15 protein-coding genes are annotated in these 14,460 nt (G+C 48.3%); 11 read left to right on the top strand and 4 right to left on the bottom strand.

Annotated elements, in window-relative coordinates:
- Positions 1–25: 25 nt before the first annotated feature.
- Together ACH32G_RS10205 and ACH32G_RS10210 are read left to right on the top strand one after the other, a co-directional pair.
- On the top strand, positions 26–1,663 hold the full coding sequence (locus tag ACH32G_RS10205; protein ID WP_016938523.1) for a putative polysaccharide biosynthesis protein: 1,638 nt from the start codon (positions 26–28) through the stop codon (positions 1,661–1,663).
- Between the two features lie 56 nt (positions 1,664–1,719).
- Positions 1,720–2,439: a pseudouridine synthase gene (locus ACH32G_RS10210; RefSeq protein WP_049627202.1), complete on the top strand. Its 720-nt coding sequence runs from the start codon at positions 1,720–1,722 to the stop codon at positions 2,437–2,439.
- Positions 2,440–2,569: 130 nt separating this feature from the next.
- Here ACH32G_RS10210 and ACH32G_RS10215 read toward each other — a convergent pair whose 3' ends face one another.
- Positions 2,570–2,791: a DeoR family transcriptional regulator gene (locus tag ACH32G_RS10215; protein ID WP_003152337.1), complete on the bottom strand. Its 222-nt coding sequence runs from the start codon at positions 2,789–2,791 to the stop codon at positions 2,570–2,572.
- Positions 2,792–3,071: 280 nt separating this feature from the next.
- Between ACH32G_RS10215 and ACH32G_RS10220 the strand changes: the two genes are divergently transcribed.
- Together ACH32G_RS10220 and ACH32G_RS10225 are read left to right on the top strand one after the other, a co-directional pair.
- Positions 3,072–3,776 carry an ABC transporter ATP-binding protein gene (locus ACH32G_RS10220; protein WP_016938525.1) on the top strand — a complete coding sequence of 235 codons (705 nt, stop codon included), beginning with the start codon at positions 3,072–3,074 and terminating at the stop codon, positions 3,774–3,776.
- Positions 3,773–4,933, top strand: coding sequence for an ABC transporter permease (locus ACH32G_RS10225; RefSeq protein ID WP_448814319.1), 1,161 nt, complete (start codon positions 3,773–3,775; stop codon positions 4,931–4,933). The genes ACH32G_RS10220 and ACH32G_RS10225 overlap by 4 nt, the downstream gene beginning before the upstream one ends.
- Positions 4,934–4,966: 33 nt before the next feature.
- Here ACH32G_RS10225 and ACH32G_RS10230 read toward each other — a convergent pair whose 3' ends face one another.
- Positions 4,967–6,271 carry an NCS2 family permease gene (locus ACH32G_RS10230; protein WP_045926428.1) on the bottom strand — a complete coding sequence of 435 codons (1,305 nt, stop codon included), beginning with the start codon at positions 6,269–6,271 and terminating at the stop codon, positions 4,967–4,969.
- A 95-nt stretch (positions 6,272–6,366) separates the two neighbouring features.
- Here ACH32G_RS10230 and pepV point away from each other — a divergent pair, with 95 nt between their 5' ends.
- A complete protein-coding gene (gene pepV / locus ACH32G_RS10235) occupies positions 6,367–7,758 on the top strand; it encodes a dipeptidase PepV (RefSeq protein ID WP_448814320.1) in 1,392 nt (463 codons plus the stop codon).
- A gap of 38 nt (positions 7,759–7,796) precedes the next feature.
- Here pepV and cysK read toward each other — a convergent pair whose 3' ends face one another.
- Complete coding sequence (gene cysK, locus ACH32G_RS10240; protein ID WP_116746223.1) at positions 7,797–8,768, bottom strand: cysteine synthase A; 972 nt, start codon at positions 8,766–8,768, stop codon at positions 7,797–7,799.
- Positions 8,769–8,856: 88 nt separating this feature from the next.
- Here cysK and thpR point away from each other — a divergent pair, with 88 nt between their 5' ends.
- The 4 genes from thpR (at position 8,857) to ACH32G_RS10260 (ending at position 12,415) form a co-directional block, all read left to right on the top strand.
- Positions 8,857–9,408, top strand: coding sequence for an RNA 2',3'-cyclic phosphodiesterase (thpR, locus tag ACH32G_RS10245; protein ID WP_366969068.1), 552 nt, complete (start codon positions 8,857–8,859; stop codon positions 9,406–9,408).
- 26 nt (positions 9,409–9,434) lie between these two features.
- Entirely contained in the window at positions 9,435–10,367 is a 933-nt protein-coding gene (locus tag ACH32G_RS10250) for a hypothetical protein (protein ID WP_448814321.1), read from the top strand.
- Positions 10,368–10,419: 52 nt separating this feature from the next.
- Complete coding sequence (locus tag ACH32G_RS10255; RefSeq protein ID WP_198698030.1) at positions 10,420–11,349, top strand: YegS/Rv2252/BmrU family lipid kinase; 930 nt, start codon at positions 10,420–10,422, stop codon at positions 11,347–11,349.
- A 268-nt stretch (positions 11,350–11,617) separates the two neighbouring features.
- Positions 11,618–12,415: a phosphotransferase family protein gene (locus ACH32G_RS10260; RefSeq protein WP_060965121.1), complete on the top strand. Its 798-nt coding sequence runs from the start codon at positions 11,618–11,620 to the stop codon at positions 12,413–12,415.
- On the opposite strand, the gene ACH32G_RS10265 is transcribed toward ACH32G_RS10260, so the two are convergent.
- Positions 12,416–12,694, bottom strand: a complete 279-nt coding sequence (locus tag ACH32G_RS10265) for a YtzH-like family protein (RefSeq protein WP_003152357.1) — start codon at positions 12,692–12,694, stop codon at positions 12,416–12,418.
- 185 nt (positions 12,695–12,879) lie between these two features.
- Between ACH32G_RS10265 and trmB the strand changes: the two genes are divergently transcribed.
- Positions 12,880–13,533 (top strand): tRNA (guanosine(46)-N7)-methyltransferase TrmB, encoded by a 654-nt coding sequence (trmB, locus tag ACH32G_RS10270; protein ID WP_016938534.1) that lies wholly within the window; start codon positions 12,880–12,882, stop codon positions 13,531–13,533.
- 58 nt (positions 13,534–13,591) lie between these two features.
- Positions 13,592–14,437: a YtnP family quorum-quenching lactonase gene (locus tag ACH32G_RS10275; RefSeq protein ID WP_448814322.1), complete on the top strand. Its 846-nt coding sequence runs from the start codon at positions 13,592–13,594 to the stop codon at positions 14,435–14,437.
- The last annotated feature ends 23 nt before the right edge of the window (positions 14,438–14,460 follow it).

The following is a 14,460-nucleotide window of genomic DNA, read 5'->3' on the forward strand; positions in this document are numbered from 1 at the left end:
TCGTAGAAAATGGTGATGAGGAAACATGTCAAGCAAATTGTTAAGGGGCACGTTCGTGCTGACGCTCGGCACCTATATATCGCGGATTTTAGGGATGATTTATCTGATCCCGTTCGGAGCGATGGTCGGAGCGACGGGCGGAGCTTTGTTTCAATACGGATATAATCAATATACACTGTTTTTAAACATTGCCACGATGGGATTTCCCGCCGCGGTTTCAAAGTTTGTCTCGAAATATAATTCCAAAGGAGACTATGAGACGAGCAGGCGGATGCTGAGAGCGGGAATGTCGGTTATGCTCGTTACCGGGATGATCGCTTTTTCGATACTTTATATTTCGGCGCCGTTTTTTGCGGAAACATCTCTCGGCGGCGCAAGTAACAACGGCCTTACGATTGACCACGTCGTTTATGTCATCCGGATGGTCAGTCTGGCACTTTTGGTTGTGCCGATTATGAGTCTTGTACGCGGTTTTTTCCAAGGCCACCAGATGATGGGGCCGACAGCCGTTTCTCAGGTTGTGGAGCAGCTTGCCCGGATCATCTTCTTATTGGGCGCAACATATTTGATTTTAAGAGTGATTAACGGCGGCCTTGTCATCGCAGTCGGATATGCGACTTTCGCAGCGCTGATCGGATCATTCGGAGGGCTTGTCGTCCTTTATATTTACTGGAATAAGCGAAAAGGCGATCTTCTGGCGATGAAGCCGAACCTCGTCCCGTCAGCGAACTTAAGCTATAAAAAAATGTTTATTGAGCTTTTCAGCTATGCCGCTCCTTACGTTTTTGTCGGACTGGCGATTCCTTTGTATTCTTATATCGATACGAATACGTTTAATAAAGCGATGATTGCGGCGGGCCATAAGGACATCAGCCAGGACATGCTGGCGATTGTCACCCTCTATGTACCGAAGCTTGTCATGATTCCGGTTTCTCTGGCGACCGCTTTCGGTCTGACGCTGATCCCGACGATAACCGAATCATTTACGAGCAGGAATTATAAGCTTTTGAATCAGCAGATTAACCAGACGATGCAGATCATTCTGTTTCTGGTAATCCCCGCCGTTGTCGGAATGTCGGTGTTATCAGGGCCGGCCTATACGTTCTTCTACGGTTCTGAAAGCCTTCGTCCGGATATCGGACAGGATATTTTGTTCTGGTACGCGCCTGTTGCGATTTTGTTTTCTCTGTTTACAGTAAACGCCGCGATCCTGCAAGGGATTAATAAGCAGAAATTTGCGGTCGTGAGCCTTTTTATCGGCGTCATTATAAAAGTGGTGCTGAACGTGCCGCTGATCAAGCTGTTTCAGGGAGACGGCGCCATATTGGCAACGGCGCTCGGTTATATCGCTTCTCTTCTGTACGGTTTTATTATGATTAAGCGCCATGCGGGCTATTCGTATACGGTGCTTATGAAGCGGGTCATTTTAATTGCGGTATTATCCGTTGTAATGGGAGTCGCAGTCAAGCTGACTCAATGGCTGCTCAGTTTCTTCGTAACGTACCAAAGCGGCCAGCTGCATGCGGCGATTGTCGTCTTTGTCTGTGCCGCTGTCGGCGGTGCAGTGTACATGTTTGCCGCGTACCGGATCGGATTTTTGCAGAAAATGTTTGGAAACCGTCTGCCGCGGGTTTTAAGAAGAGGCAGGCATTCCGCCCATTGAGGAATAATGAACAGTCCGCTTATTGCGGGCTTTTCTTTTTAAAGGAGAGGATCAGGATGAGACTTGATAAGCTGCTTTCAAACAGCGGATTCGGCTCAAGAAAAGATGTGAAAAAAATCGTCAAGGCAGGGGCTGTCATGATTGACGGAGAGCCGGCGAAAGATGTGAAAACCCATGTCGATCCGGATAAACAGGACATCACGGTATACGGAGAGCCGGCAGACTACCGGGAATTTATTTATGTCATGATGAATAAGCCGCAAGGAGTGCTGTCCGCTACAGAAGACAGCCGCCAGCAAACGGTGGTTGATCTGCTGACGCCCGAAGAACAGAGATTCGAACCGTTTCCGGCGGGGCGTCTTGATAAGGATACCGAAGGATTTCTGCTTCTGACCAATGACGGGCAGCTCGCTCATCGTCTGCTTTCTCCGAAAAAGCACGTGCCTAAAACATACGAGGTCCGGTTAACCTCACCTCTGTCACCGGAAGACATCATCAATCTGGAAAAAGGCGTCGTCATTGAAGGGGGCTATAAGACGAAGCCGGCAGCCGTTGAAACCATCACTCAAAGCCCTGATGAAACGGTCATTCATTTGACGATTACAGAAGGCAAGTATCATCAGGTGAAGCTGATGGCAAAGGCTGTCGGAAATGAAGTGGCTTATTTAAAACGGCTTTCGATGGGGGCTGTTTCTCTTGATCCGGAGCTTAAGCCGGGAGAATTTCGCGAGCTGACTGAAGAAGAGCTCGCAGCGCTGAAAGATACTGAAGTGTAATCGATATCAGAAAAGCCCAAAACAGATTTGTTTTGGGCTTTTTATATAGAGGAACAAAAAACAACAAGGCAAAGACGCTGCTTTGCCTTGCAGCATGTCAGGCCGAAAAAGGCCTTATGTAATTGTTCGCTTAAGATGTAATTTTTACTTTTTTTCGTGTTGTCTCCCACTTGCCTCGGCTAGGACTATGAACAAGATCATTGTATGCTAACACATTTAAGTCTCGCTGAATGGTTCTAGGTGTAATGCCGAATTCATCAACCAGTTCCTGTGTCGTCACAAGACCTTTTTCCTGGATGAACATGTAAACTGATTTAATCCGAGTCAGCATACGATTTGTTGAAGGTTTCAAAAAACCACTCCCTATCATAAGATCGGATGGACTTGATATACCACAACTTTCGACTCTAAAACTTCGTACGAATAAGCAACAAAGGCAGACATTCTGTTTTTTCTCTTTTAACTGCCTCCATTATACACGATATGGCGGACATGAATCTAGGAATAAGCGCAGATAATTTTTACCAATTGAGCGCCGCTTGGTGCATTACTATGCCCGGCCCGCTTTTATTATTATGGAAACTGAAACTTTTTTTATACGTGTCCGTATGAAAACGGGGGAGGGAGAAAGCTTGGGAGACTTATTGAATGCAAACATCGTCTGCGCCGGTTATGCTGACAGGCCGAAGGTGATCTCAAATGTATCTCTGTCGGTCAGCGCGGGGGAAATTGCCGGGTTAATCGGGGCAAACGGGGCGGGGAAAAGTACGGTGATTAAGGCGATTCTCGGGCTGTGCAGGGATATAGAAGGCGGTATTGAATGGAATGATTCATCCTATGCTTACATACCGGAGCGTCCGAGTTTTTATGAAGAACTGACGCTTTGGGAGCATCTTGAACTCACAGGGTCATTGCGGGGGATAGAAGCCGGAGAGTGCCGTGAGCGGGCCGGGCGGCTGCTTGATGAATTTTCATTGACAGCGGTAAAACATGAATTGCCTTCCGGTTTTTCAAAAGGGATGCAGCAAAAATTGATGCTCATACAGGCGTTTTTGGCGAAGCCGGATATTTACATCATTGATGAGCCGTTTATCGGACTTGATCCGATCTCAACGAAGCTGTTTACCGACATGCTGATTGCTGAGAAGGAAAGGGGCGCGGGTATTCTAATGTGCACCCATGTTCTGGATACCGCCGAAAAAATCTGCGACCGATTTTATTTGCTGGATCAGGGCGCTCTGCTTCTTCAAGGCACGTTAGCGGAGCTGCAAGAAAAAACGGGGAGCCGTTCATTGTTAGATTGCTTTTATTCAGCGGTTCGGAGCAGTCAGCGATGACCGGGCGGGCTTTGTTTTTTCAAAGGATGTTTCATTTTTGGCGGTATCAATGGAAGGTGTTTCAGACGGTCATTGATTGGACGGTCGCGCTGTATATCGTTCTTCCTGCTGCCGCATTGGCCGTTTATCAATATGCTGAATGGCTGAACGGCAGGGGGCTTCTTGATAGAGCTGCCGGTGTATTAGGCTGGGGCTGGCTGTATGTCTTCAGTGTCCTGCTGTTATGCACCGGTTTTATTCATACCTTTTTGCTGGAAGCGGATCATGTGTTTTTGGTGCATGCAAAATATCTGATGAAAAAGCTGAAACGGTACGCGCTTTTGTATTCGATGTTCCTTTCACTTATCAAATGGGGCGTGCTTGCCGTGCTGTTATTTCCCTTATGGCGCCAGTACGGTGACTGCACCTTCTCGGCATATTCAGGCATTTTTTGCTGTCTGTCCGGCTTTCATGCTGCGATATTGGCAGTGCATCGGCAAAGAAAAATCAGACGGCAGACAGTCGGACATCAGGCGGCAGGCTGGCTGAAAGCGGTGGTTCTGTTGACGGGCGCGTGTTTCATGATCCGGTTTGCCGCCGAGTGGTACTGGCTTTGGCCGGCAGGATGTATATTATTCATCTGCTCCGTTCTTTTGACTTGGAAAGAAGCGGAGTCCTTATCAGCTTTTGAGGAAGAAGTGCTTGAGGAGAACAGGCGCAAGCTTTCATTCGCCGCCTCTGTTTTGATGCTCAGCCATGATGTGCAGCTGCCGAATGTGAAAAAGAAAGAGCGGAGCAAGCCGTTTTTATATCCCGGCTCAAAGCACATCTTTACAAAACGGTCGGCGTATACGGCGTGGAAAGAATTGTTTTTTAAAGTGCTGATCCGAAATGGCGGGTATCTCCGGCAGCTTTACCTTTTAACCGCGGCTTTTACGGCTCTTATTCTCGTTCTTCCGCTTTTGCTGAAGCCGGCAGCCCTCATTTTATTTACACTGGTCAGCCGATATGCCGCGTCGCTTCTCTTTGACCGGATTACGGACAAACCGGTTTTAAGCGGTATCAAAAGAGACAGTGATGACTATTTCCGGGCGAGAAACAGCGCATTAACCCTCATTCAAATCATCTGTTCCGGATGGTGCCTTATTGCGGCGGTTTTTTCCGCCCTTTATATGTGAAAAATCCCTTTCCGAAAAAGGAAAGGGATTTTTTTAATGTCCGTTCAAAATAAAAAGCTGAATAAAAAACAGCACCGCAAAGATGATGACTAAAGGATGGATTTCGCGCCATTTTTTCTTAGCGAGCTTCACAAGCGGGTATGAAATGAAGCCTAGCGCGATTCCGGTTGAAATACTGGATGTTAAAGGCATCGCCAAAATGACGAGAAAGGCAGGGAATGCTTCATCAAGCTCATTCCAGCGGATATTCGACACCGCTCCCATCATCAGGCTGCCGACAATAATCAGAGCCGGTGACGTAATGGCGGACACTTCTGATAAGACGCTGACAAGCGGACTGAAAAACATGGAAACGGCAAACATAACGGCAATCGTCAGCGCCGTCAGGCCCGTTCTTCCGCCGGCGGCCACCCCTGCTGAAGATTCAACGAACGCGGTCGTCGGGCTGGTGCCGAAAATGCTTCCGACCGTCGTAGCGGTCGAATCAGCCAAAAGCGCTCTTCTCGCATTCGGCAGCTGATTGTTTTTGATCAATCCTGCCTGTTCGGCGACACCGATCATGGTGCCGGTCGTGTCAAAAATCGTAACGAGAAGAAAAGAAAACACAACGGCGTACAGACCGTGGTGCACGACATCCCCGAGGGCTCCGAACGGATTTGTTATTAAAAGCCCCTCAGGCAGGTGCGGGAAGGACATGAACCCTTTTGTAAAATGAATCTGACCGGTCAAAAAGGCAATGACAGCGGTCAGCGCCATACCGATGAACAGAGCCCCGTTTACATTCAGCACCATCAGCACGATACTGATGATAAGCCCGATAAGCGTTAAAATGACGGCAGGTGAATGAAGATCACCGAGTGCGACTAAATTAGATTTATCAGCCGTGATGATACCGGATTGGCGCAAACCGATAAATGCGATAAATAAGCCGATGCCGGTCGTAATTCCGTATTTTAAATTGCCCGGAATGGCTTCTATTAGTTGTTTTCTTAAAGGCGTTAACGATAAAATGATAAAGATGACTCCCGCGATAAATACGGCGCTGAAAGCCGTCTGATACGAAATGCCGCTGCCTGCGCCGACAACATGAAAGGCGAGATACGCGTTTAAGCCCATGCCGGGGGCAATGGCAATCGGAAAATTCGCAGCGAGAGCCATCCATAAAGTTCCGACAATGGAAGCGATAATCGTGGCGGTGAACACCTGGTCAAACGGAATTCCCGCATTTGAAAGGATCACCGGGTTGACGACAATGATATACACCATTGTAAAGAAGGTGGTCAGTCCCGCGGTAATTTCTCTTTTTATTGTCGTTTGATGCTTGTCGAGATGAAACATAAGTACCTCCAATGACGAACATTTTTTCAAAACATCATCTATATTATTCGTTTTATGAACATTTTGCAAGTCTTTATCAAGAAAGGGGATTTGTGATGAACTGGGAAGTTGAAGTTATTCGAAACAAAGAAGATCTCATCCGAGACACGCAGAAATTTTTACAGATCAACAGCGTAATGGACGAATCAACAGCCGGCCCCGGCCGGCCGTTTGGGGAAGGCGTCAATGCCAGCCTGACTTCACTGCTGGAATTCGGTGAAAAAGAAGGCTTCACCGTCAAAAATCTTGACGGCTATGCGGGCCATATTGAGTGGGGGACGGGTGACGAAATTGTTGGCGTTCTGTGCCACGTCGATGTCGTTCCGCCCGGAGACGGCTGGACAAGCGATCCGTTTTCAGCCGAAATCAGGAACGGCCGGATATATGCCAGAGGCGCCATTGATGATAAAGGGCCGACAATGGCGGCGTTTTACGCGCTGAAAATCGTCAAAGACATGCAGCTGCCTTTATCCAAACGCGTGAGAATCATCATCGGAACAGATGAAGAGAGTGATTGGAGATGCGTGGACCACTATTTCAAACACGAAAAAATGCCTGACATCGGATTTGCCCCTGACGCCGATTTTCCGATCATTAACGCGGAAAAAGGAATGATAGATGCCACACTGCGTATTGCAAAAAGAACTTCTGACAAAGACGCAAAAAACGCGCTTCTGTCATTCCGTTCAGGGCTGCGCTTGAACATGGTGCCGGATGCGGCTGAAGCGGTCATTGAAGGGGCCGGCCTGGATGCCGTGCACGCATATTTCAGCAACTGGCTGGAGCGGTCAAAAACACAAGGTGAAGCGGTTTCGGAAAACGGAAAACTGACGCTTCGGGTGTTCGGAAAATCATGCCACGCGATGGAACCGAATAATGGTGTCAATGCCGGCTTAAAGCTTGCTGAATGCCTTAACGGAACGGAACTGGATGAAGCCGGAAAACACTTTGTCAAAACCGTCAGTGACTATTTTTCAAATGATACACGGGGCAAAAAGCTGAAAATTGATTGCAGGGATGACATCAGCGGAGAGCTTACATTGAATGTCGGCACCTTTACATACAGAAAGGGTGAGGGCGGAGAACTCGGCATCAACATCCGTTATCCCGTCACTTCGGACAGCCAAGTGATTCGTGATGCCTTTATGTCCGCTGCTGAATTTCGGCTTGAAGAATTTAAAGACAGCAAACCGCACCACGTATCTGCCGATCACCCGCTCGTAAAGACGCTTCAAAAGGTTTACGAAGGACAGACGGGAAAGAAAGCGGATTTGATTTCAATCGGCGGAGGAACGTATGCGAGATCCCTTGCGGCGGGCGTGGCGTTCGGACCGCTGTTTCCCGGCCGGCCTGACAGCGCGCATCAAAAGGATGAGTACATCGAAATTGATGACCTTCTCCGGTCAACCGCTTTATACGCCGAAGCCATTTATGAGCTTGCCAAGTGATCACAAAAAGGGACGCCGAAAGCGGCATCCCTTTTTTATCATTCAAATGACCATAAATCCGTTGATAAATAACGTTCTCCCGTATCGGCCGTCATACAGATGACGATCTGTTCGGAAGGGAGGCGTTTTGCGGTTTCAATGGCGGCAAAGCAGGCGGCGCCTGAAGACGGGCCGACGAGTATACCTTCTTCCCGGGCCAGGCGCCGTGTTGTCGTATACGCATCTTCATCAGATATTTTCATGATTTCATCGTAAACGTCCTGATTCAATATGCCGGGAATAAATCCGGGGCTTGTCCCAACCAGCTTATGAGCGCCGGGTTTTCCGCCGGACAGTACCGGCGATCCCGCGGGTTCGGCGACATGAACAATCATATCAGGGAAAAGCTCCTTCAGCGTTTCTCCGGTTCCGGTAATAGTTCCGCCCGTTCCCGCCGTTGCAACAAAAGCACCGAGCGGCCTGTTGAGCTGCTGAACGGCTTGATAGATTTCAATCGCGGTCGTTTTTCGGTGGGCGTCCGGATTTGCGCCGTTATCGAATTGCATCGGGATAAAACTTCCCGGAATCTGTTTGGCGAGTTCTTTCGCTTTTTTGATGCTGCCGGGCATTCTTTCAGCCCCCGGCGTTAATACCACCTCGGCGCCGTACGCTTTAAGCAGGTTGATGCGTTCTTTCGTCATCGTGTCAGGCATGACGAGGATTGCTCTGTAGCCGCGGGCCGCCGCGTTCATCGCCAGACCGATGCCTGTATTGCCGCTTGTCGGTTCGATGATGACAGAGCCGGGTTTTAAATGCCCGCTTTTTTCCGCTTCAATGATCATATTGTAAGCCGCTCTGTCTTTGACACTGCCGCTTGGGTTAAATGATTCTAATTTTAAATAGACTTGAGCTGCATGTTCTGGCTGAAGGCGATTGAGCTTTACGATCGGTGTGCCGCCGATCAGCTCCGCCGTGCTGTTTGCGATTTTCAAGACCGGCTCATTCCTTTCTGTATAAAACGTTCGGTACATAATATCCTATCATAATAAGCGGACAGGGTTCTCCTCTCCGCGTATCCGTTTTATAATAACACCATAACAAAAGAGGGGAGATCCTCATATGAAAGCTTCATTGCCGCATTATTTTATCGGCATTCCGATTCCTGCTGACATTGCTGAACCGATTTGGGAAGCAGCCAGAAAGGAGCCGGCGTTAACATTCAAAAAATGGGTGCATCCGCATGACTATCATATTACACTCATTTTTCTCGGGGCTGCGGATGAAGCCCGGCTTGCGAAACTATTGCCTTTGCTCACATATGCTGCGTCGAAAGCGCAGCCGTTTACCGTACAGTTTCAGCATCTGGATGTTTTCGGCGACCGCAGACAGCCGAGAGTGCTTCACCTAGAACCTGAACGGAATGAACGGCTCTTTGATTTGCGGGAAAAAACAAAACAGGCTGTTTTGAAAGCCGGTTTTCAAGTGGAAAAACGGCCGTATCATCCTCATATGACGATGGCGCGGAAGTGGGCGGGAGACCGGCCGTTTCCGGACGATGTGCCGTTTGAAAGCGGCAGGGTGCAAAGCGCCGTCAGCCGGTTTTCCCTGTTTCAGACCCACCTTGACCGGTCGCCAAAATACGAAGAAATCGCACAGTTTCAATTGACATAAACAAATATTCGGAGTGGGGAAATCACATGGCACAGATCATCAAAATTCACGATTGCATATCAAGATATGAGCTCAATCCATATCATTATATGAACCAGTTTATCCGGCTGAAGAAAGAACGCTGGGAGGCTCTCCTTGAAGCGTTTGACCGGAAAACGGAGGAAAAAGAAACAGAAACGGCTCAAGGCGGTGAAACCGGCCAAACGCCGGCCCGAAAAAAATTTTTCTTAAAAAAGAGAAAAGAAGAAAAAACGGCCGATATAAATGAAAAGAGGCACCAATGGTTTGATGAGCCGGAGGAAGAAGAGGCGCTGTTCGGACATCTTCCGTCTCAAAAGTCTGAGCTCGCGTCTTTTTTCAAAGAACAGCTGTATGACTTTCAATTAAAATGGGCGAGCTCCACGCTTTCTCAAAAGTCTGAGCTTTCGCAGGCGGTCAAGAGGGACAGGATATTAAAAATGCTGGCTCAAAAGCTGCCCGATTCCTATTTTGTCATGTATCATCCGGTTCTTCAAATCCAGCAGGCGTCCGTCGAGCTGAGCATCATCATCATCTCCCCGCTGGAGATTTTCTGCGCTGCTTTTATGGAAGCTGAAGAGGACAGCGTATATATCGGATCAAAACATCGTTTTTGGGAAGAGAGGGGTTCCGGCAGCACGCGCCAAGTATTAAATCCGTCTCTCAGCCTGAACCGCACGGGCTCGGTCGTTTCGCAAATCGTGAAAGAAAAGCAGGCCGACATTCCCGTCAGGAAGCTTTTGCTCAGCAGAACGTCTTATTTTGATTACCCGGAGCCGCCATTCGGGCTGGATATAGCCGATAAACGGACCGCCGCAGAGTGGCTGGAAAAGCAGCGGAAAAATACGGCGCCGATCAAGCACCATCAGCTGAAGGCGGCGAAGGCACTTTTGTCTTACGGCTTAAGCGATTCAAGCCGGAGACAGGAATGGCTTGATTAAAACGGACGTTTGGAGGCTGTCTCTTCTTCTATGAAGCAGGTGAAAACAAACGATGAGTCAATGGTTTTTTATTATTAATCCGGTCTCAGGAGGCGGGAGGGGGCGGCGTGTCTGGAAATCGGTTCAAAAAGAGCTGACCAGACGCGGTGTCAGCCACCGCTCCTTTCTGACCGGACATCCCGGACATGCGGAAGTGCTGGCGAGACAGATTTCAATGATGCAGGATCATAAGCTGAAACGGCTTTTTGTCATCGGCGGTGACGGCACGATGCATGAAGTCATTAACGGACTGAAAGGAATGGATCAGATTGAACTGACCTTTGTGCCCGCCGGTTCGTACAATGACTTTTCCAAAGGCCTCGGTGTTAAGAAGTCGGCGCTTCTCCATGAAATCAAAGGTCTGCACCGCCCGCTCACACGGAAATTTTTCGGGGGAAGCATCAACTTTTTTCATGACAAAGCACAATCTCTTTATTTTATTAACCACCTGTCTGTAGGGTTTGACGCCTCGGTTTCGAAGGCAGCCGCGGAGTTTCCGTTTTCGCGTGTTCTTCGGTTTCTGCGTCTCGGCTTTGTGATTTACCCGCTTGCGCATATACATACGGCCTCGGGATTTCAGCCGTTCCGGTTTGCATGCACGGCAGACGGCCAAAGGCATGAATTCCGCAATGTCTGGTTTGTCATTGCGGCAAATCATCCTTATTACGGAGGCGGTATGAAAGCGGCGCCTTCTGCAAATCCCCGCCAAAACGATTTTGATATTGTCATTGCGGAAAACCTGTCCTTTTTCTCGCTGTATCGTTTTTTATGGGCGATGAGCTTTGGCCGGCATATCAAAATGGACGGAGTGACGGTGATAAAGGGGAAGGAATTCATTTTTGAAACAGATGGGAAAATTCCGTTTCACGCTGACGGCGAACTGGTCGGAACGACGCCGTTTCGGCTGATGCCGGGCGGAGCGCCGTTAAAAATAAAAACATAATAAAAATAAAACCCGTCAAATCTTTCTTGGCAAAGAACGGTTTGCGGCATAAATCTTCAGAATTCACAGGTGTTCTTGCTAGTTTTGCTTGACGAAGTTTGTGCTGTAGCGCTAAAATTTATAAGACGGCTATTGATTAGCATATGAGACTCTCAATAGCTGTCTTTTTTATTCTCAAGAAATTGTTTATGACAGGCTGCTCCGCCGAAAGAGAAAGGCTGGAGGCCTATTCTAAAATATTTTAAGAAATGATGGGTTGAACATTGATATGAACTGGTTGGGACAATTACTAGGTAGCGATTGGGAGATCTTCCCCGCCGGAGGAGCTACAGGAGATGCATATTATGCGAAACATAACGGCCAACAGCTTTTTTTAAAACGTAATAGCTCGCCCTTTTTAGCCGTGTTATCCGCCGAAGGCATTGTTCCGAAGCTGGTTTGGACGAAACGGATGGAAAACGGAGACGTTATTACGGCTCAGCATTGGATGACGGGCAGAGAGCTGAAGCCGAAGGATATGAGCGGACGCCCGGTGGCTGAGCTGCTCCGCAAAATCCACACATCTAAAGCCTTGCTTGACATGCTGAAAAGATTGGGGAAAGAACCGCTCGATCCGGGCGCTCTTTTGTCGCAGCTGAAGCAGGCCGTCTTTGCTGTGCGGCAATTTTCGCCGCTTATTCAGGAAGGCCTTGCTTATTTGGAAGCTCATGTGGATCAGGTGCAATTCGGTGAAAAAGTCGTTTGCCATTGTGATGTGAATCATAATAACTGGCTTTTGTCTGAAGACGACCAGCTGTATTTAATAGATTGGGACGGCGCGATGATAGCTGATCCGGCCATGGATCTCGGCCCTTTATTGTATCATTACGTCGAAGAGCCAGCGTGGGACAGCTGGCTTGGGATGTACGGCATGAAGCTCACGGAAGGGCTTCGGCTGCGGATGGCGTGGTACATGTTATCAGAGACCATCACCTTTATCGCCTGGCACAAATCAAAAGGAAACGACAAAGCGTATCATGATGCCATGGAAGAGCTTCATGCCCTGATGAAGCGGATTGTCAAGTAGTCAGGAGTACGAATCCATCTGCTCCACCCATTGGGACAAATGGTTTTGGTGCTCCTGAATATGCGTGTCGATGGAATCGGCCGTGATGCCTGACTGGCTGTAGCGGTAGACATCCTCGAGCACGTTTTTTATATTTGAATCAAGCCCGGTGTTGGCCATCAGTGATTTGATGACGCGCTCGAGCTGTTCATACTCGGCAACCGTGCCGCAGCAATCCAATTGGTGGTCGGCCAGTATGTCCTTTAATAACCGGACCTGATGTTCGCTTGTTAAGCCCATGATTCATATACACATCCTTTCTGTGTCATACATTGTGCAAAGCGGTGAGGTTTTATGCATCACATGAGTGTTCCGGACCGGGGAGCCTCTTTTTTTATGCAGCCGGAGCCTTTAAAAGGCGCTTGCGGCTCTTTTTGTTTCATGGTATGTTGTTACTCGAAATTATAGATAGAGGTGTCAATCATATGAGAATGCGCCATAAACCTTGGGCGAATGATTTTCTGGCAGAAAACGCTGACATCGCCATCAGTGATCCGGCTCAGTATAAAGGGCGGTGGAACACGGTCTTTGGCAATGACAACCCGATCCATATTGAAGTCGGTACGGGAAAAGGGCAGTTCATTTCAGGAATGGCCAAGCAAAATCCGGATATCAACTATATCGGAATTGAGCTGTTTAAAAGCGTCATCGTCACTGCCGTCCAAAAAGTAAAGGACAGCGGGGCTCACAATGTCCGTTTGTTAAATATAGACGCGGAAACACTGAATGACGTATTTGAACGGGGAGAAATCAAGCGCGTATATTTAAACTTTTCTGACCCTTGGCCGAAAAACCGTCACGAAAAACGCCGTTTAACCTTTAAAGCGTTCTTGAAAAAATACGAAGAAGTCATGGGCGAAACGGGTGAGATTCATTTCAAAACCGATAACCGCGGGTTGTTTGAATACTCTTTGAAAAGTTTTTCCGAATACGGCCTGCTCCTGAAGGAAGTCAGTCTCGATCTGCACAACAGCGATCCAAAAGGCAATATTATGACAGAATACGAAGAAAAATTCTCCGCGCTCGGCCAGCCGATTTACCGGGCTGAAGTTGAATGGAGAACAAAAGACAGACTCTGATGCGGGAGTCTGTTTTTTTATGCCTCCATTTGCTACCATTACATCAGGAGGGATCAAGATGGAGACATTGAATATTGGGAATATTTCATTAACATGGCTGGACGGCGGTGTAACGCATATGGACGGAGGAGCGATGTTCGGCGTTGTCCCGAAGCCTTTATGGTCGAGAAAATACCCTGTAAACGACAAAAACCAGATTGAATTAAGAACAGACCCGATTCTGATCAGAAAAAACGGCCTGAATATTTTGGTTGACGCGGGGATTGGCAGAGGGAAATTCTCCGATAAGCAGAAAAGGAATTACGGTGTAACGCAGGAATCCAATCTGAAAAAATCTCTGAGTGAACTCGGGCTTTCCTGTGAAGACATTCATATTGCGGCAATGACCCATCTTCATTTTGACCATGCATGCGGCCTGACGGAATACCGCGGAGAGGAGCTTGTCTCTGTTTTCCCGAACGCCCGCATTGTCACTTCTGCGACAGAGTGGCAAGAAATGAGAAACCCTAATATCAGATCGGAAAATACATACTGGAGAGAAAATTGGGAGGCTGTACAAGATCAGGTCGAAACCTTTGAGAACGCGTATGAGCTCACAGAAGGCATTACGATGCACCACACCGGCGGCCACAGTGACGGACACAGTGTCATTGTGTTAGAAGACGGAGGGGAAACGGCTGTGCATTTTGCCGACCTGATGCCGACAAACGCCCATAAAAATCCGTTATGGGTGCTGGCATATGATGACTATCCGATGACCTCCATTCCGCAAAAGCAAAAATGGCAGGCGTTCGCGGCAGAGAAAGACGCCTGGCTGATTTTCTATCACGACACGATTTACAGAGCCGTAAAATGGGGCGAAGACGGCGAAGTGGCGGCGTCTGTCAAACGGGAGAAAAAATAAGCGGATCAAATGATTTACCTGTA

The sequence above is a fragment of the Bacillus sp. CIS52 genome, from assembly GCF_053545315.1.